General features: G+C 32.5%; 16 protein-coding genes and 1 tRNA gene. 8 read left to right on the top strand and 9 right to left on the bottom strand.

The features are described 5' to 3' along the window. The first annotated feature begins 97 nt into the window (after positions 1-97). From BXY58_RS12200 to pdeM, 3 genes are all read left to right on the top strand, one after another. A complete protein-coding gene (locus tag BXY58_RS12200; RefSeq protein WP_120214136.1) occupies positions 98-1,678 on the top strand; it encodes an ATP-dependent DNA ligase in 1,581 nt (526 codons plus the stop codon). 174 nt (positions 1,679-1,852) lie between these two features. Continuing rightward, complete coding sequence (locus tag BXY58_RS12195; protein WP_120214135.1) at positions 1,853-4,297, top strand: ligase-associated DNA damage response DEXH box helicase; 2,445 nt, start codon at positions 1,853-1,855, stop codon at positions 4,295-4,297. 125 nt (positions 4,298-4,422) lie between these two features. Beyond that, the gene (gene pdeM / locus BXY58_RS12190) at positions 4,423-5,067 is read left to right on the top strand and encodes a ligase-associated DNA damage response endonuclease PdeM (protein ID WP_120214134.1); all 645 of its coding nucleotides are present in this window, start codon (positions 4,423-4,425) and stop codon (positions 5,065-5,067) included. Here the strand turns inward: pdeM and BXY58_RS12185 are convergent. From BXY58_RS12185 to BXY58_RS12175, 3 genes are all read right to left on the bottom strand, one after another. After that, positions 5,064-5,324: a SemiSWEET transporter gene (locus tag BXY58_RS12185; protein WP_120214133.1), complete on the bottom strand. Its 261-nt coding sequence runs from the start codon at positions 5,322-5,324 to the stop codon at positions 5,064-5,066. The two genes, pdeM and BXY58_RS12185, sit on opposite strands and share 4 nt — an antisense overlap. Then, positions 5,321-6,301 carry a catalase family protein gene (locus BXY58_RS12180; RefSeq protein ID WP_120214132.1) on the bottom strand — a complete coding sequence of 327 codons (981 nt, stop codon included), beginning with the start codon at positions 6,299-6,301 and terminating at the stop codon, positions 5,321-5,323. The genes BXY58_RS12185 and BXY58_RS12180 overlap by 4 nt, the downstream gene beginning before the upstream one ends. A gap of 78 nt (positions 6,302-6,379) precedes the next feature. After that, positions 6,380-6,802, bottom strand: coding sequence for a cold shock domain-containing protein (locus BXY58_RS12175; protein ID WP_120214131.1), 423 nt, complete (start codon positions 6,800-6,802; stop codon positions 6,380-6,382). Positions 6,803-7,146: 344 nt separating this feature from the next. Here BXY58_RS12175 and BXY58_RS12170 point away from each other — a divergent pair, with 344 nt between their 5' ends. Then, positions 7,147-8,091, top strand: a complete 945-nt coding sequence (locus BXY58_RS12170; protein ID WP_120214130.1) for a beta-1,6-N-acetylglucosaminyltransferase — start codon at positions 7,147-7,149, stop codon at positions 8,089-8,091. Between the two features lie 58 nt (positions 8,092-8,149). Here the strand turns inward: BXY58_RS12170 and BXY58_RS12165 are convergent, their stop codons facing one another. Beyond that, entirely contained in the window at positions 8,150-9,661 is a 1,512-nt protein-coding gene (locus tag BXY58_RS12165) for an acyl-CoA dehydrogenase family protein (protein ID WP_120214129.1), read from the bottom strand. Positions 9,662-9,846: 185 nt separating this feature from the next. On the opposite strand from BXY58_RS12165, the gene crcB reads away from it, so the two are divergent. The 3 genes from crcB (at position 9,847) to BXY58_RS12150 (ending at position 11,880) form a co-directional block, all read left to right on the top strand. Further along, a complete protein-coding gene (gene crcB, locus BXY58_RS12160) occupies positions 9,847-10,212 on the top strand; it encodes a fluoride efflux transporter CrcB (RefSeq protein ID WP_120214128.1) in 366 nt (121 codons plus the stop codon). Positions 10,213-10,323: 111 nt separating this feature from the next. After that, positions 10,324-10,411, top strand: a tRNA-Ser gene (locus tag BXY58_RS12155). A 251-nt stretch (positions 10,412-10,662) separates the two neighbouring features. Beyond that, positions 10,663-11,880, top strand: coding sequence for a site-specific integrase (locus BXY58_RS12150; RefSeq protein WP_120214127.1), 1,218 nt, complete (start codon positions 10,663-10,665; stop codon positions 11,878-11,880). Between the two features lie 283 nt (positions 11,881-12,163). Here BXY58_RS12150 and BXY58_RS12145 read toward each other — a convergent pair whose 3' ends face one another. After that, positions 12,164-12,835: a RipA family octameric membrane protein gene (locus BXY58_RS12145; protein WP_120214126.1), complete on the bottom strand. Its 672-nt coding sequence runs from the start codon at positions 12,833-12,835 to the stop codon at positions 12,164-12,166. A 475-nt stretch (positions 12,836-13,310) separates the two neighbouring features. Then, the gene (locus BXY58_RS12140; RefSeq protein WP_120214125.1) at positions 13,311-14,462 is read right to left on the bottom strand and encodes a reverse transcriptase family protein; all 1,152 of its coding nucleotides are present in this window, start codon (positions 14,460-14,462) and stop codon (positions 13,311-13,313) included. Between BXY58_RS12140 and BXY58_RS16865 the strand changes: the two genes are divergently transcribed. Next, on the top strand, positions 14,453-14,635 hold the full coding sequence (locus BXY58_RS16865) for a hypothetical protein (RefSeq protein ID WP_147366844.1): 183 nt from the start codon (positions 14,453-14,455) through the stop codon (positions 14,633-14,635). The two genes, BXY58_RS12140 and BXY58_RS16865, sit on opposite strands and share 10 nt — an antisense overlap. A gap of 10 nt (positions 14,636-14,645) precedes the next feature. On the opposite strand, the gene BXY58_RS12135 is transcribed toward BXY58_RS16865, so the two are convergent. Genes BXY58_RS12135 through BXY58_RS12125 form a run of 3 tightly spaced genes read right to left on the bottom strand, consistent with a single transcriptional unit; the run spans position 14,646 to position 18,415 of the window. After that, on the bottom strand, positions 14,646-15,923 hold the full coding sequence (locus BXY58_RS12135) for a phosphoribosyltransferase-like protein (protein ID WP_120214124.1): 1,278 nt from the start codon (positions 15,921-15,923) through the stop codon (positions 14,646-14,648). A 13-nt stretch (positions 15,924-15,936) separates the two neighbouring features. Beyond that, positions 15,937-16,974: a nucleoid-associated protein gene (locus tag BXY58_RS12130; RefSeq protein ID WP_120214123.1), complete on the bottom strand. Its 1,038-nt coding sequence runs from the start codon at positions 16,972-16,974 to the stop codon at positions 15,937-15,939. Further along, entirely contained in the window at positions 16,919-18,415 is a 1,497-nt protein-coding gene (locus BXY58_RS12125; protein ID WP_120214122.1) for a hypothetical protein, read from the bottom strand. The genes BXY58_RS12130 and BXY58_RS12125 overlap by 56 nt, the downstream gene beginning before the upstream one ends. Positions 18,416-18,419 lie beyond the last annotated feature (4 nt).

Raw genomic sequence — 18,419 nt, 5'->3', positions numbered from 1 at the left:
AAAATGTCTTGTAAAAAAGATGGACTACGTCGAAACACTCCGTTAGGTTTGGGAACGGAAGGCAGATTAAGCTGCCCAAAATAATAAAAATTTAGAAATGAGACATTTCGCTGAACTCATCAACGCTCTCGAAAGCACCAACAAAACCAACGCTAAAATCGATGCCATCATCGATTACCTGGAACGCGCACCTGATGAAGATAAAGTCTGGTTCATCGCTTTGTTTACGGGAAAACGGCCGAAACGAAACGTGAACACCAATTATATGAAAGAATGGGCGTTGGAAATTACTCAATTACCTTTCTGGTTGTTTCAGGAAAGTTATTCTTCGGTCGGCGACTTGGGCGAAACATTATCGTTAATTCTTCCGCCTCCAACCGAAAAAATCGAACGTACTTTATCGGAATGGATGAATGACATTACCGATTTGAAAAATAAAACTGACCTCGAAAAAAAAGAATTTGTTTTAAATTCCTGGAACGGTTTGAATTATACAGAGCGATTGATTTTCAATAAATTATTAGGCGGAAGTTTCAGAATCGGGGTTTCAGATAAAACTTTGATTAATGCCCTGACCAAATTTTCCGAACAGGAATCCAGTGCATTAATGCACAGTTTAATGGGAAAATGGCTGCCGAATGAAGTTTCGTTTCAGGAATTAATTTCAGCAGAAAATGTGAATCCGGACAACTCAAAACCTTATCCTTTTTGTCTGGCTTATCCTTTGGAAAAAGATTTGGAAGAACTCGGAACGCCCGATGAATGGCTGATTGAATACAAATGGGACGGAATCCGCGGACAGATTATCAAACGGAATGATGAAGTTTTTATCTGGTCGAGAGGTGAAGAACTGATCACCGAACAATTTCCAGAAATCAAAGACGTCGTTCAGCAGATGAAAGGTAACTTTGTGATTGACGGAGAAATTCTGGCTGTAAAAGATGGTAAAGTTTTAAATTTTAACGAATTACAGAAACGTCTCAACCGAAAAACTTTAACGAAGAAAATGCTTTCCGAAATTCCGATTCAGGTTTTCGCTTATGATTTATTGGAACTTGAAAATACTGATTTAAGAGAAAAACCGATTGTCGGAAGACGTGCAATGCTGGAAGAATTATTATTAAATGAAAATCCTGAAAACATCAAAATTTCTCAGCAGATTGAATTTGAAAACTGGAACGAATTAGACCAAATCCGGGAAAATTCCAGAGAAATCAACAGTGAAGGTCTGATGCTGAAACAGAAAAATTCTCCTTACCATTCCGGGCGAAAAAAAGGCGACTGGTGGAAATGGAAAATCAATCCGTTGACGATTGATGCCGTTTTGATTTACGCCCAAAAAGGCAGCGGAAGACGAAGTGCTTATTACACCGATTACACTTTTGCCGTAAAAAACGAAGATAAATTGGTCACGATTGCCAAAGCGTATTCTGGTTTGACGGATAAAGAAATTATGGAAGTCAGCAAGTTCGTCAACAAAAATGCGATTGAAAAATTTGGTCCGGTTCGAACCGTAAAACCCGAACTGGTTTTCGAAATTGCCTTTGAAGGAATTGGTTTCAGTAATCGCCACAAAAGTGGTGTTGCATTGCGTTTCCCAAGAATCCTGAGATGGCGAAAAGATAAAACAGTGGATGAGATTGATGATTTGGAAGAGATTAAGAAATTAATACAGTGAATTTGAATATTAAACATTAAGGCATTAAGTTTTAATTTTTACTTAATGTTTTTAAACAAAATCAATTTATTGATTCTTAATAAATTATTTCATTCAATATTCTTAAATTCTTAATGTTGAAGAAATAAACGAGTTTATTTTATTAAGAAGAATTAAGTATAAAATAAAAAAAAATTGAGCAACTTCGAAAATACCGACGGCTACAAAATCATTCAAAACTGGATGAGTGATAAAGGTATTTCGCCATTCAAGTTTCAGATTCAGACTTGGCAGAAATTTGGGAGCGGTTACAGCGGGATGGTGGTTGCGCCAACCGGATTTGGGAAGACGTATTCCGTTTTCTTAGCTTTAATTTCAGACTTTCTAAATTATCCCGACCAATACAAAAAGGGACTGAAAATGATTTGGATTACGCCGCTCCGTTCCCTTTCGAAAGATATTGCCAAGGCAATGCAGGAAGCGATTGACGAAATCGGATTGGATTGGACAGTCGGAGTAAGAAACGGCGACACCGACCCAAAAGTCCGACAACAGCAGGTCAAAAATATGCCCGAAATTCTCGTGGCAACTCCAGAAAGTTTACAGCTTCTTCTCGGACAGAAAAATCATCAGCGTTTTTTCACGAATTTACAGACGATTGTTATCGATGAATGGCACGAATTATTGGGTTCAAAACGTGGCGTTTTGGTGGAACTGGGGATTTCACAATTAAGAAATTATGTTCCCAAAATGAAGATTTGGGGAATTACGGCAACAATCGGAAACCTCGATGAAGCGATGGAAGTTCTGATTCCTTATCCAATTAAAAAAACAAAAGTTACCGCCAAAGAACATAAGAAAATTGAGATTCTTTCCGTTTTTCCGAATGAAGTAGAAATTTTGCCTTGGGCAGGACATCTCGGACAAAAATTAGCAGATAAAGTCGTTCCGATCATTCTCGAATCAAAATCGACGATTGTCTTTACCAATACGAGAAGCCAAAGTGAAATGTGGTATCAGCTTTTACTGAACGCTTATCCTGATTTTGCCGGACAAATCGCAATTCATCACAGTTCGATTGATGCACATCTGAGAATCTGGATTGAGGAAAATTTAAGTTCAGGAAAACTGAAAGCCGTTGTTTCAACGTCGTCTCTGGATTTAGGAATTGATTTTAAACCTGTTGATACGGTTATTCAGATTGGCTCTGCAAAAGGTGTTGCGAGGTTTTTGCAGCGTGCCGGACGAAGTGGTCACTCCCCTTTTGAAACTTCAAAAATCTATTGTGTTCCGACCCATTCTTTGGAATTGATTGAAGTTTCAGCCTTGAAAGAAGCCGTCAAACAAAATGTGATTGAGCCTCGTGAACCGCAGGTTTTATGCTTCGATGTTCTGGTTCAGTTTCTGATGACTTTGGCGATTGGCGACGGATTTTATCCCGAAGAAACCTATGAAAGAATCAAGCAGGTTTACACTTTTCAGGAAATGACGGACGAAGAATGGAAATCGATGATTGATTTTCTCACAATTGGCGGAAGCGCGCTGAAAAGCTACGAAGAATACCATAAAGTCGTGGTAATGGAAGACGGTCTGCACAAAGTAACTTCCCGAAGAATAGCGATGCTGCACCGGATGAATATGGGCGCAATTGTGAGCGATGCGATGCTGAAAGTAAAATTTATTTCCGGCGGATATATTGGAATGGTGGAGGAATATTTTATCTCGAGATTAAAGAAAGAAGAGAAATTTATTTTGGCCGGAAGAGTTTTGGAAGTGGCGATGATCAAAGATATGACGGTTTTCGTTCGGGCTTCGAAAGGAAAAGCGCAGGCTCCTAGTTATTTAGGCGGAAGATTACCATTGAGTTCTAATCTCGGTCAGTTTTTACGTGAAAAATTATCCGGAGCGCTTAATCCGAAAGCTTCTGAAAAAGAACTGAAATTCCTGCATCCGCTTCTGGTTAATCAGGAAGAACGGTCGCACATTCCGAAGGATAATGAATTTTTGGTGGAATTGATTAAGAACCGTGAAGGTTATCATCTGTTTATGTATCCTTTCGAGGGTCGTTTGGTGCACGAAGTAATGGCTGCATTGATTGCTTACCGGATTTCAAAGCTGGCTCCGATTTCTTTTTCGATGGCGATGAATGATTATGGTTTTGAATTGTTCAGTGATAAAGAGATTCCGCTTAATGAAGAAAATTTAGACAAAATTTTAACGAGGGAAAACCTGATGACCAATGTGATTTCCAGCATCAATGCGGCAGAAATGGCAAGAAGGAAATTCCGGGATATTGCGGTGATTTCCGGGATGGTTGTTCAGAATTTTCCCGGACAACAGCGCTCCAACAAATCTCTGCAAAGTTCGGCAGGTCTTATTTTCAAAGTTCTGGAAGACCACGACCCGAATCATTTCCTTGTACGACAGGCTTATACGGAAGTTTTCAATATGCAGTTGCAGGAACAGCGACTTGTGGAAGCATTCAAAAGAATCGAAAAATCAAAAATTATCCTGAAATTTGCAAACGCTTTTACGCCACTGAGTTTCCCGATAAAAGTAGACAGTTTGCGACAGACTTTGACGAGTGAAGATTTGGATTCCAGAATTCAAAAATTGATTCAACAGGCGAAGAAAAAATAATATTTGTTTTTGTGAATTTTGCAGTGTTTTTGTCATTCCGTAGGAATCTCAGCTGTTTAGATTGACTTCGTCGAACCGCTACGCTAGGTTTCCTACGGAATGACAAAGATTATGTTTATTTAATTATGAAAATAGCAACAAAAAATATCAACATCCAAAACGAAGTTTTTACCTTAACCAATCAGCGTGCGTTGTTTTGGAAAAAAGAAAAAGCGTTGATTCTCTCCGACTTGCACATCGGAAAAACGGCTCATTTCCGCAAAAACGGGATTGCTCTCTCCGACCAGGTTTTCGAAAACGATTTGCAACGGCTATCTGTTCTTATAGAATATTTTAAACCCGAAAAATTCCTTGTGGTCGGTGATTTATTGCACGCCGGAGACAATTCTGGTGTCGACAAATTCTGCGAATGGAAAAACCAATTTCCAAACCTTGAATTTCATTTGATAGAAGGAAATCACGACAGAATTTCAAAAAAGCTGGAAGCCAAACTCTGCCTGAATTTCAGAGATGAATTTCTCGAAATTGATGAATTTATTTTCGTTCACGATTTTCAGAAAAAGAATGAGAAATTTCAGATTACCGGACATATTCATCCGGGATTTGTTATCAATTCATCAGTGAAAAATATCAAACTACCTTGTTTTGTTGTCTCAGAAAATCAATTATTGCTTCCTGCTTTCAGCGAGTTTACAGGATTAGATACAAAAAATCTCCCTAAAAAAGGAAGATTCTATGTGTTTACGGATGCTGAGATTTATGAGATTTAGTTTTTCTTTTTGAAAATAATACAGCAAATCAGCAAAGTTAAATTGACTAAAACTGAAAAACCATTAGATAAAATAATTGGTAATTCGTCCTGTAAAACGCCGTACCAAACCCAAAGTGATAATCCTGTAATCAAAACCAAAAGCATCATAACGGAAATATCTTTGGCGTTTTTTTCTTTGATAACTTTGATGAGTTGTGGCATCATTGCGATAGATGTGATTCCTCCGGCAATTAGACCAAGTAATTCTGTATTCATAAACCATTATTTTTTCTTGTTGTAAAAGATATTTTGTAAGCTTCATCCCGTAATTTCTGAATCCTCCCGACTGGTCGTAATTCTTCAATATTTTCAAAAGGATTGAATGATAAATTCTCAACCCATTGATTATTTTTATCAATCAATTCTGTGATTTTAATTGTTCCAATCGATACAAATTCAGAATTTTTCCACATTTTATTTAATTGATTGACAGGCTGGTTTTCCAAATCGTAACAATATTGAACCATTAACTCCAACTCATAATCATTATTCTTGAGATAGTTTTTGATTGAAATATCAATTCTATTTTCGTCAATTTTAGTTGGAACATTCTTAGGAACTAATTTCAACTTAACTAGATGATTTCCTAATCTATAAACGCCAATGGAATGGTAATCAAAGGACAAAATAAAATTGTTTTGATTTATGAGCAATTTAAAAACCTCAGCCATAAAAGAAGGATGAAAAAAGGATGGAGAAACTAGAAAAAAATTCTTGGTTAGCTTCATTAAATTCCAGAATTTTTGCAAAATATTTCCAGCAAAAAATCGATTAATCGCTATGAAAATTTTAAGAAATCGTGAGACATTATTAATTGGAAATAATGGGAAATTCACTAATGGAAAATTGGCAATAGTATCAGCTTTATCAGAAATTTTAACCGAAAATCCATAAGCCGGAATCGTTCTTTTCTGAGAAACCAATTTCATATGTGCATTCGAAATTCTAATCAAACAATCTAATTCCTGCTTTGGAAAAATAGAATGTTCCTCAAAATTTTCATTGGTAACAAAAGTTCCTTTCAAAGTCGAATAAGCTGTAACGTGAGCATCTCTGGTTTTATAATTAACCTGATTGATTTTATCCGATTTGGAAACGAACTTTCTAATAGTTTCACAAGCTTTTTCCAAGAGTTTAAGCTCTTTGGAAGTCAAAGAATCGAAGTCAGGATTATATTTTATTTTGGAAGCCATATCATTTCCCAAACTAAAATGAAGCCAAAAAAATAAGCTCCGACTGGAGCTTATTATAAATATTTTAAAATCAAAAACTTATTTGACTAGTTCGATATTGACTGCCGAAAAACCTTTTGGAGATCTTTCTTTTTCGAAAGCTACTTTGTTTCCTTTTTTAACCGGCACAGCACAGTTGTTACTATGGAAAAAGATATTCTCGTTAGTTTTGTTTTCCGTAATGAATCCATAACCCTTCTCACTTAAGAAAGTTACGATTCCTGTTTTCACAGTTTCTTCTGCTTCCACTGGCGCTGCTCCTAACTGAATGTTATCCAAATCAACCTCCACCCTTTCCTCAGGCGGTGTAGATGTTAATCTTCCGTATGCATCAACATACATAAACTCGATGTCTTTTCCTTTGTCGTTGTTGGTTTTACGCTCTTCACGACGAAGTGCTTTTTCTTTTTGTTTTTGTTGTTTTTTCTTGAAGTTTTCTTTTTTTGAGAAAGAATCTGCCATAAATTATTGCTATTATTTTAAATTAATGTAGTGAAAATGAATCAATTGAAATTCTAAAATCTTCGTAGAAATGAATTTGAAATCGACTGGTATAAGATTAAAAGGTAATTGTCTTTATTATCCGAGGAAATTTTGTTGCGCCTTCTAGGCATAAAATACACAAGAATTAAAAGAAATATATATTACTGATTAGCAATACAGAAACCCATTATAAATTATAATACAAAGATACAATAAAATATGCAGAAAATATTATTTTTTAATTCACTGATTATCAAAAATATATTTGTAAATTTAAATAAATAAGTTATTTGCAAGTGTGGATAATTTGAAATCCATATAAAATGCAGAATTCTTTCTCTTCAACACAACCTCAACCCCAAACTTCTCAAAATCAAAATGATAAGTCATTAAGGATTGCATATTTCATAATGGTTCATAACGAAACTGAGAAATTTATCATACTATTCAAAAAAATATACACAAGAGATCAGTTCTACCTCATTCATATTGACAGAAAAGCTAAGCCAGAGATAACTGAGGCGATTCAACTATTTTTAATACAGTTTCCAAATGCCTTTCTACTAGAAAGTATGAACATAACTTCAGGCGGTTTTAGCATTGTCCAAGCAGAACTTAACGCAATGGAATTTCTCCTGAATGCAAGTCCGGATTGGGATTATTTTATTAATCTAAGCTGCGATGACTTTCCTTTGAAATCTCAAAATATTATCCGCAAATTTTTATCTGAAAACAATGGTAAAAACTATCTTTTTTATTATGACCAAAAGTTTTACAGACCCGACACACTCCAAAGAATACAAAACCATTTTACAGAAATGGCTTATAAAATCTCCTCGTTCATTTACAAAAGAGAATTTATGAAAAACGTTATCCCTTTTATAGGTGGTAAGTGGTTTCTTTTCACAAGAGACACCTGTGCTTTTCTTAATAACAATAAAAAGGTGATGCTTTTCGAAGAATTCTATATTAACACCTATTTGCCCGGAGAATCGTTTTTTCAGACCGTTCTTATGAATACGGATTTTCACGATGTGATTGTAAATGATGACAAAAGAGCTGTATTGGAAAAATCTTTACTAAATAAGATTAATCCGGATGCAATCATTAATTATTTAAGATCTAATAACCACCTTTTCATCAGGAAAATAGATGGTAAAACTGATAAGTCCGTTTTGCAATATATCGAAGAAAACTATAATACCAAATTACCTGACATTGATGAGATAGAGCGGGAATTAAGGATTAATGATCGTCAAAATAATTAAATAAAAAAGACCTTTAATTGTTTTTTTAAAGGTCTTTTTCATCTATCTTAATGATTGATTAGAAAAACGTCATCCAATCGCTTTTATCACTTATATCATCCAAAGCACTAATTGCCTTATGATGTTGGAATGATGCAAAAAGCGTTACAATCTCCTGTCTTACAATCTCGATAGAATTGTCTGTCAATTCCTGATTAAATCCAGCCTCATTCAGTTCAATTAAATCATTAACAGTAACAACTCTGGAGATAATTTTCCCAAGATCGATCATTTTTCTTTGTGATAATGGACCGTTAATTGTTACATCCAGTTCTTTAGCATATAATTTTGCAGCTTCTTTTGTAATCTCGTTAATAGAAAGATACGCTCCGAGGTTATCCGTTTTTTTCTTTTTCATATCTTTCAAAATTCCTTCCGAAATCTGTGTATAAAGCATCTCATTAGAGCCTTCGAAAATCTGGAACGGACGGCTATCCATAATTCCTCTCCCACCGATATGACTGGTTCTGTAACCTTTTGCACCAGATAATTGAACCAACATCTGAGCTGCTTCCTGCATCATATCAGTTACAAAAGCTTTCATACTGTTGGCGTGAACACCACTTGCAGAAACATCTTTATCAATACCACTTACACTTGTACTTTTAGCACACATCGCTGAAGATAATGCGAAAAATGACTGTAATTTTGCAATCTGATATTGAACCTGATCCAAGGAAAATAAATTGCAGGTCCCAACGATTCTTTCTTTACAGTGTTTCATCGCTTCATCCATCATTCTTTTGAGAAATCCCATTCCCATTCCAGGGAATTGGAATCTGCTTCTGTGAAGAATGTCCAACATCATTTTAAGACCTGTTGTTTCAGGAATCAATTTATTATATTCAGGCACTTTGATATCCACTTTGTTTAATCCGTAAGGAATCATATAAAGTCCAGGATTGTCGTAATATTCCAAAACTTCGATATTTTGTTCCGGTTTGTGTGTATCTGCAACGAAAAAGTCAACATCTCTGGCAAGATTTCCGTCAGCATTGATATTTCTGGAAGTTACCAACCAATAATTTGCTAAACCTGTCAAACCTTGCCAGTGTTTAGTTCCTTTGATATGGTAAGTATTATCTTTCAGTTCGTTTTGGGTTTTCATATTCAATGCGTCACTCCCAAAATCCGGTTCTGTGATCATCAATCCGCCCATTGCTCCAAAATCCAGGAAATGTTTGAAAATATCACCTTTGATAATTTCATTTCCATATTTTGCCAATGGTTCTAAAAACAAAGCGATATTAATCCCAAATGTCAATGATAAAGGCAACGATTCATAAGCTGCAGCCGATAAAACGCCCAAACATTCTTTAACTTTTGCACCCCTCCCACCGAATTCTTTCGGGATCGAAACCGACAATGGTTTTAAATTCAAAATCTCTTTCCAAACATTGGGTGGTAAACCTCTGGAAAGACTTAATTCATCAATATTTTCTTTTTGAAAAAGAGATGAAAGTGAAGATTTAAAACGACTGAGAAATTCCGGATATGAAACTACCGAAGCGTCCAATGCAAGTGCATTCATAATAGATTAAATAAAAAACCGCTGCAAGCCATTTGTGCAACATAAAAAATTATAAAGTGAAGCAAATGGCAACAAACATTAGACATCTAATATTGTTTGCTTCATAATGTATGATATTGTGCCAAAGATACTATTAATAATCCAGAGTTATTTTAGAAATCAATGATTATTTATAATTTAGCATAATGAGAAATTTAGTTTACATCTTTCTTGGCGGTGGTTTTGGAAGTATAATGCGTTTTTTAATATCCAATTACACCCAAAAACTATGGAATATCAATAGTTTCCCTATGGGAACTTTTATAGTCAATATATCAGGATGCTTTCTGATCGGGATTTTATCTGCTTATTTTCTAAAAGTTGATAATTCTTTGAAATATCTTTTGATTACAGGCCTTTGTGGTGGTTATACTACATTTTCAACATTTTCTGCTGAGAATTTTTCACTGTGGCAAAATGGAAATTACGGCATATTGGTTTTGTATGCATTATTAAGCCTTATTATAGGGCTTTTGATGGTTTTTATGGGTTTTCAGATTGTCAGAAATTAATTTTTCCATTTGATAATTAATGAATTAAAAACTTTTTTCAAATATAATTTGCGCATCATACAAAAGCTTTCTATATTTGCACCACTGAAAACGAGAGATCGTAGAAAGTAAGGAGAGTTGGCAGAGTGGTCGATTGCGGCAGTCTTGAAAACTGTTGACTGTAACAGGTCCGGGGGTTCGAATCCCTCACTCTCCGCCAGGTTAGAAACCAAAATAAGCTAAAACGCTGTAAACATCAATGTTTACAGCGTTTTTTGTTTTAGCGCAGTATCAAAAAAAATCAAAAAAGGCCATATTAAAAGTGACCTATTCAGTGACCTATCGTAAAAATATCAAAAATAGGTCACTGAAATCTTCGGAAAACCCGACCAATAGGCAGTTTAATGATTGAACATCTTGCAAAAAGTGGTGACAAAAAGTAAATTATTAAACAATTAAAGTTATCACACAATGAACAAAACATTCAACCTGTTATTCTACATCAAAAAGAATAAAATCAGAACAAACGGAACCGCTCCCATCTACTTACGAATCACGATAGACGGCAAGGCAGCAGAGATTGCGGCTAAAAGGTATATAGACCCAAAGAAATGGGATAATAAAGCACAGAAAGCTGTAGGTAATAGCCAAGAAGCTAAGACACTGAACTCTTATCTTAAAACTTTAGAACAACAAGTATATGATTTCCACTTCTTGATGCTGAAAGAGGAAGTTGCTGTTACTGCAGAGAGTTTAAAATCTAAACTGCTTGGGACGGATATTGAGCAAAGAATGCTTATTCCGATATTCCAGGAGCATAATGATAAAGTGGAAGCCCTGGTTGGCCAAGATTTTGCCCCAGGCACATTGGAGCGTTATAAAACTTCTTTAAAGCATACGCAGGAATTCATTAATTGGAAATACAAAGTTTCTGATATTGATATCACGCAAATCGATCACGGTTTTGTCAGCGATTATGATTTCTGGCTGCGCAGTGTAAGAAAATGCGCAAACAATACCGCTGTAAAATACCTTAAGAATTTCAAGAAGATTATCCGATTATGTATGGCGCACGGCTGGATCACCAAAGATCCTTTTCTAGGCTATAAAGCAAAGATCAAAGCTGTGGAAAGACCTTATCTTACAAAAGAAGAAATACAAATGATCTATGAAAAGAAATTTGCATCAGACCGGTTGAATCAGGTTCGCGATATCTTTCTTTTCAGCTGCTTTACGGGCCTGGCCTATGTGGATGTCAAGCAACTGTCTAAGTCTAATATCAATATCGGGATTGATGGTGACAAATGGATTTTTACCCATCGTCAAAAGACCGATACGTCAACCAGAGTTCCGTTATTGCCTTTAGCTCAGGAGCTGGTTTTAAAATATGAGAACCACCCTCAATGCGTCAATTCTGATGTCCTGCTCCCTGTTCTAAGCAATCAGAAAATGAATTCTTATCTTAAAGAAATTGCGAGTGTCTGTGGTATCAATAAAGATTTAACATTCCATATCGCAAGGCATACGTTTGCGACTACTGTTACTCTATCCAATGGTGTTCCGATTGAAAGTGTGAGTAAGATGCTTGGGCATACGAATATAAAAACTACTCAGCATTATGCAAAGATTCTGGATAAAAAGGTGAGTGATGATATGGCGGTTTTAAGAAATAGGCTTAAGACTAATTAAATCAGTCAATATTAATTTGATTGTAACTCGCAGATTAAGTATTGACTAATTCAGCGACACTCTTCCATAAAATGTGTAATTTAAAAAGTTAAGGCTTAGATTTTATAATCTGAGCCTTTCTTCAAAAATAAGTATAAATTTGTTTAGAACAATGCCTAATTTTGAATAGGCACAAATCTTATACATAGTAAACAATTATGTACATTCTCGTTTGGTATAAGAAGTTGAAATTGATAGCAGGATACTTTATCTATTAATTTATTGCTTTAAAAAAGTTAGAATATTATAAATTGTTGTTTATATATTTATTGCAATCATCATAATATTCATTTGGTTGAGAATTCTCGAGAGTGCCTTTTTGTGTTTTTCTAATGTCTTCAAAGACCCGACCTCTTTTCCAAAAAATAATAATATAAATAATTATTACAGTATGAAATACAATAATTTTCACTGTAAATTCGGTATTAATCTTATTGAAATTTGTACATTGAATAATGTCATTAATCCAACATAAAGTTGCTGTTAGAAAAATAATATCCCAGACTATAAATGCTAATTTAGATACTGAAAACCTTTGCCCTCGTGTTAACCAGCTTTCTCCCTTAGAAAGAATACTTCTATCTATATAGTATTTTTCAGTATTATCATATTTCATTGTTTTGGTAACATCAATTCTTAAAGATGATTCTCTATTTTTAGTAATATACTCCCACCTTTCCTGCCAATATTTACTACCTCTATTCATCAGAGTTTGTATTAGTGAAAATAAGGTTATTAAAAATGAAATACAAACTGGAGGAAAAATAAATTCTTTTGCAGACGAATTTTCAAAATATCCTGCAATTAGTGCTAAGATTAATGCTCCGAAAAACCATCCTCGAGACCAAAAATTACTAATCTCAAATTGTCTCGATTCAAGAGCTTTTTCAAATTCTAATTTCTTCCTTTCTTTCATATGATGAATAATATGTTTAAATATTTACTTCCTGTGCAAACTTTATATTAAGATTTAAACTTACTATAAAAAATTATTGACTATGAATGTACCTTACTTTTTAATTAGTATTCAACATTCTTTAGCGAATAATTTTTCATAACAGTTACTTAGGCTACAAGTTCTCTTTAAAAAAAAATTATGAATACAACTGATATAATTCCTTTATTTGGATAATGCAAAACTATTTATCTGCGCACTATATCATAACTTAATCTAGCAAAAAATTAGCAAAGTCATAATAATGTATTTTAAGATAAAATCTATAAAATAATTTTATAGTATGATTATTGTGGTGCATATATTATTCTATCTTTCATTTGAAAATCTAAAAAAGTTATTCTTACAAACTTTATTAATTTATAGATAAAAAATACTCCTTTTTCTTAAACTTATTTTTTTGCATAACAATTTCAGAATGTGAAAGACTTATAAATTACAGTGGCCAGATAATTTTATTAAAATCATTCAATAATCTTTTACTGGCTTCTTTATCTACTGAATTTATAAAACATATATGACCATATAACCAGTCATGAAATTTTAAAATGTTATAATTAGGAAAATGGTCAATATTTTTTATTAAATGATTTTCCACACCATATCTCCTACAAAAATAGATGTGTCTGGCAATTTTTTTTCTGTATTTTTTTGAGGTATGTACACCGTTGGTAACTGTTAACCCAGTAACATACTGTTTACTACCTCGATGCATGTATGTGATTTTATCTTCATTGATATAGAAATTTTCTTCATTAATAATTTTTCTAATCAGATCGAGAGATGGTAGAGTACCAATATCTTTAATTGAAAAAGTTAAATCATCAGCGTAACGTGAGTAAGAAAATTTTAATTTTTTACTCAGGCCCTCAAATCTTTTATCCATGTTAGTTGCAACTATATTTGCTAATGTAGGACTACTTGGTGCCCCTTGAGGCAAGATTGGAGGTTTAAATTCTAAATAATAAGAAAGTACTTCTTTATCATTAAGATTAAAATCAGACCAGTATTTTTCATGATGTTTCGCTGTGCAAAGTTTTGCTAGGGAATATGCTAAGTTTTTTGCGTACCCCATTTTCGCAAACACACCATAAACTCTTTTCTCGGTAATTGTATCATAGAATTTTAAAAGATCAACTTTTAAAATAATTTTTGCATTATTATGTAAAGATGCATTATCATATATTGAGATTCCAGAACGAAAACCTTTACAAGATTCTGCTAAAGGAAATTTGCTCAATATGTTGAACAATAACCACTTCTGAATATACTTTAAATCTTTATGAGGAGCCATTATTTCTCTGTAATTTCCCCTTTTTTTCTTTATAAAAAAATGATTATAATGTTTTATTGTTGCTCTATTGTCAGTTAGATAATCAAATATATTTCGTTTATCCTCACCGATTAATGCAAGTAAAAACTGGGATTTAACACCCATGGCCATCGCCAGATGTTGTATTGAAAATAATACTGGATAGTTTTTAACTTCTAATTTATATGCATATCGTAAGCATTCTTCAATAAAATCGTTTGATCGATCTTCTTTAATTGCATTGGTAATAAATTGTTCAAAGGGAAATGGCTTCATGGTTACTTCTTACTTGGATGTATGATGTATATTCTCTTTGGAGAATCATTATTGGAAGGAATCCGGCGGCTGTAATGATGATTTTACAAAAAGCATATAAAGCAATAATGGTTTATAAAGGATCCTTATTATCTCTCGGCACAAGGCACCGAGACTATCTGTTTTCCAGATAACAGAGCTAACCTAAGTCAACCCCTTGAACATTTTTGGTAAATATAAATATTTTTTGATTATTAAATTATTTTCTGTTTCATTTCTTATTTTCTTACTCTTAGTTACTCTACTTAATTTAAAAAGTAATGATTTTCCCTCATTTGTTATTGTTCTAAAATTATTAGTTACCAGCCCTTTATTTTTTAACTCTATATATAGATACCTAATTTCTTCACGAGTAATACCTAGAATTTGGCATATAAAGATATTTTCGTAGCCTTTGTTTTTTAAAAAAAGTAATGTTATAGCCGCATGATTTTGTTCTCTAATTTTTTTTGTTGAATCTTGTCTCATATCAGGTCTTTCACCAATTAAATTAATACCTGAGGTAAGGTTAATACCTAATTTGTCACAAATGCTCAGATAATAATTTATTTCTTTTTTTAATTCACGCGCCTCAGACATTCTTACATCTGCTCTTCTTGGATATAAAGAATTCCAATCTTTAGTTTTGCCCCAAATTAAAGAAATTGTATTATTAGGTGTACCATGAAAAAAAGCAATTGAACTTGCGCTATTTTCATATCCCATAGGTAAGAATTGATTTGGAGGTCTATTTACGGGTATTTTATTTCCATACTTATTGACGATAGCTCTTACAGATTTAAATGTATCATTTGAAAATGCTTTGTATGGAGAGAATTTATCGTCAAATAGGTTATGTCGTACTTCCGAAACTATCGTAATGTTTGCATAGTTTGTTTCTATTTTTTTCTTTCCGTCATTCATAATAATTGCGGATAGTAAATAAATATTCTTGATTTTGTATTTTGTTAACCAATTTTTAATACCGGAAGATTCAAATTCATCACAAAAAGTTTTTCCACTTCCAATAAAATCATCTAAAAAAATAATATGTTTATATTGCTCAGGAGATTCAATATATTCAAAGTCGTGACTGAGCAAGATATTTGTGCTTCTCTTTTTAAATGCTGTTGTATTTCGTAAAGGATAAGTTACCAATGTACCACTTTTGCCAACTTTTCCGTAAGGAAATACAATTATTTTATCTTCTTTTGGTATTTCTTTTAATAATTCCTTTAATAAACTATCCAAACGAGACATAAATTCAGGAAAACTAATGTATTCAAATATTCTAAGAATATCTAAAGCAAAAGGTACGTCAGATTCATCAAAATTTTCCAACCATTTTATTATTTTCGTTGGGTACAAAGAGTATTTAAGGCGGGGTATTAAATACTCAATTTGTCTAATCGAATCCTCTGTATATTTGTAGGTACTTCTCATTGTCTAAGATTAATTAGTTTTCGTTTTCATAAAATATTTTGTAATACTTTCTTCCATTTTCATCAACTCCTTGGGTTATCAAATCTGTATTACCATGAATATAAATATGAAAATTTTTATCAAGCTTCAAGACATTTTTAAAAACTCTTGCTTGTTTTTTTACCGCTTGGGTTGATATATCAAAGTTATCATATAACTCTATTTCATTTTCTTGTCTATAAGCTTGGTCAAAATTTCTGAATGACTCAATCACACTTTTATCTTCAAAAACCAATTCTTCAAATTCTTGTTTATCAAAAATACCATGACTCTTAAAATAATCCACAGAACGGTTTAAATAATCGATTTTATCTGCCTTGCAGATTTTAAATTCTTCATCTAATTGTTTTGTTACGAATTGTTTAGCAATACCTAAAAACTCGTTTGTTTGATGATACTCATTTTTAACTGGCTTAATACTCAAAAAATCATCTTTCCAATAAGAAGCTTCACTGGCTTTATTTAGATTATCTATAATGCAAACCTTAAAACTTTCGTCAATTTTAAATACTAAACAACCTTTATCCAGTTTATTTATATTAGTACCTTCATCATAGTTTACGAAATGAGATTTTTTTTCTAAATCTACTTTTAAATAGTTTTCTTTACTCTCTGATTTAAATATACCAATCGCATCCGTATTAATATTATCTATTATAATATTATTAAAATAGACTATAAATAAATCTCCATTTTTAATTTTAGGATGAGTACTACAATTATATAAATGTTGAGCAATTATCTTACTTTGATTAAATAAATCATTAGGGTTTTCGAAAATTCTTTTTATTAAAATATAAATTTCATTTTGTTCAATTCCTACTTCATTAAAAAAATCATACATCTCATTTCCAGAAAATGAAGAAAGAAAATATTTTAAGAATATTCTTACTAATCTCTCATCGGAAATATCAACTAGTCTATCTGAAAAATTAACTTGCTCATCAAGAGACTTATTACCTACCTGATGAACCGCTACTTGGCTGACTTGTATGTTTAGAAACTTTATCATTACTTATTTTTTCTTTATTAGATATCTCAGTAGAAATTGAATGAAAATACGTTGGGAACTTATAACAAGTGATGGATAACAAAAAGTAAAGCAAAATTATAATAGGATATAATATTCGTAAACTGTTCCTCCTGCCTTTCAATGAATTTTTAATATGATTTTTGAAGTCTTTTTCAGGTATTAATTCTTTAGTCGTATTCTTCCAATATAAGATTTCTTTTTTTGACACATTTATATCAGTAATATCAACTATAGCCTGTATAACAGCTGATAAAATATAGTATATTGCTAAAAAGTAAAATACATATTTTAATAATGACACTTTATCTAACTGCAAATTGTCTGAAAATTTTGTAAAGATTGTAAAACCGACTAAAACAATAGCCGCTAAAATATCTCTCAGAAGATTATTTAATAATGTCCGTATTTTCTGAGCGTATAAATCAGATTGAGTTCTGACATCTTTTAATAAATCTTTTAGTTCTGAAATATATTTATCCTTTCTTTCTAAAATTACAAAATTATATCTTTGACTTGCTTGAGATAATGAACTCTTTGAATGAATACTCAAAGCGTTAATATAAGTTTTGGATTCATCTAGCTCAAGACTTATCCTATCATTAAAAAGTTTTTGACGAGTTACAGTTTTTTCTTCATATATCCACTTAACTACTTTTAGAAGATCGTTATAAAATTCTTTTTTATAAATATCATGCTCATCAAAAAGTTTAAGATTTAAGCGTCTTATACCATCTACTGTTACAAAATCGTCTGATTTTATTTCATTGACTATACTAGCAGATAAAGAAATACTTGCGAGTTTATTTAAAATACCAATAACAATTTCATTATTTGATTTTGTTTGATATACAAAACTTAAAGGATTAATTATTAGTTCTTCACTTGTAAGAGAATGAACAACTTCATTTATTCTATTTAAATCAGGAAGTGATTCTCCAATTATAAAACGCTCAATGTTCCCATTAAATTTGTATGGTATAATTTTAAATTTATCACCTAAAATGACATGATCTAAACCATTAATTATTAAATTAATCTTTTTATGGAAAGGATTTTCTTTTTCAAATGGTGAGAGTCCCGAAAGCCATTCTTGAAATTTTTCAATACTATAGAAAAAATTTTGCATCACATCAGCGGAGCCAGTAATAAAGAAAGGAATTTTATTTATATTTATCTCCCAATTAGATACACCACCCGCTAAATAGGAATCCAATTCATCCTCTTCTACTCTAGCACTATCAATTTGTATTGATATAGAATTAGGAAAGCTTTCAGCAATCAAATAGTCCTTTAAAATTTTTATTTTTTGTAAATTCTCTTTTTTATCTACATCACTATCAATTTTAATATATCCCCATGATTCATTAATATTAAAAGAATCAAACGAATCAATAATTTCTATTAATCTATCAAAATCCATGGTA

The organism is Epilithonimonas arachidiradicis (assembly GCF_003610695.1).
GTDB classification, from domain to species: Bacteria; Bacteroidota; Bacteroidia; order Flavobacteriales; family Weeksellaceae; genus Epilithonimonas; species Epilithonimonas arachidiradicis.
Note: the sequence above shows the minus strand (reverse complement) of the source record. Positions and strands in the feature narration are given on the sequence as shown.

What these genes read in the sequence shown, in the direction of transcription:
- BXY58_RS12185 (WP_120214133.1), bottom strand. Translation starts at nt 5,324, where the DNA reads ATGAATACAGAATTACTTGGTCTAATTGCCGGAGGAATCACATCTATC.
- BXY58_RS12165 (WP_120214129.1), bottom strand. Translation starts at nt 9,661, where the DNA reads ATGAATGCACTTGCATTGGACGCTTCGGTAGTTTCATATCCGGAATTT.
- BXY58_RS16865 (WP_147366844.1), top strand. Translation starts at nt 14,453, where the DNA reads ATGGCTTCATGGTTACTTCTTACTTGGATGTATGATGTATATTCTCTT.
- BXY58_RS12145 (WP_120214126.1), bottom strand. Translation starts at nt 12,835, where the DNA reads ATGAAAGAAAGGAAGAAATTAGAATTTGAAAAAGCTCTTGAATCGAGA.
- pdeM (WP_120214134.1), top strand. Translation starts at nt 4,423, where the DNA reads ATGAAAATAGCAACAAAAAATATCAACATCCAAAACGAAGTTTTTACC.
- BXY58_RS12180 (WP_120214132.1), bottom strand. Translation starts at nt 6,301, where the DNA reads ATGGCTTCCAAAATAAAATATAATCCTGACTTCGATTCTTTGACTTCC.
- BXY58_RS12200 (WP_120214136.1), top strand. Translation starts at nt 98, where the DNA reads ATGAGACATTTCGCTGAACTCATCAACGCTCTCGAAAGCACCAACAAA.
- BXY58_RS12175 (WP_120214131.1), bottom strand. Translation starts at nt 6,802, where the DNA reads ATGGCAGATTCTTTCTCAAAAAAAGAAAACTTCAAGAAAAAACAACAA.
- BXY58_RS12170 (WP_120214130.1), top strand. Translation starts at nt 7,147, where the DNA reads ATGCAGAATTCTTTCTCTTCAACACAACCTCAACCCCAAACTTCTCAA.
- BXY58_RS12135 (WP_120214124.1), bottom strand. Translation starts at nt 15,923, where the DNA reads ATGAGAAGTACCTACAAATATACAGAGGATTCGATTAGACAAATTGAG.
- BXY58_RS12125 (WP_120214122.1), bottom strand. Translation starts at nt 18,415, where the DNA reads ATGGATTTTGATAGATTAATAGAAATTATTGATTCGTTTGATTCTTTT.
- crcB (WP_120214128.1), top strand. Translation starts at nt 9,847, where the DNA reads ATGAGAAATTTAGTTTACATCTTTCTTGGCGGTGGTTTTGGAAGTATA.
- BXY58_RS12150 (WP_120214127.1), top strand. Translation starts at nt 10,663, where the DNA reads ATGAACAAAACATTCAACCTGTTATTCTACATCAAAAAGAATAAAATC.
- BXY58_RS12130 (WP_120214123.1), bottom strand. Translation starts at nt 16,974, where the DNA reads ATGATAAAGTTTCTAAACATACAAGTCAGCCAAGTAGCGGTTCATCAG.
- BXY58_RS12140 (WP_120214125.1), bottom strand. Translation starts at nt 14,462, where the DNA reads ATGAAGCCATTTCCCTTTGAACAATTTATTACCAATGCAATTAAAGAA.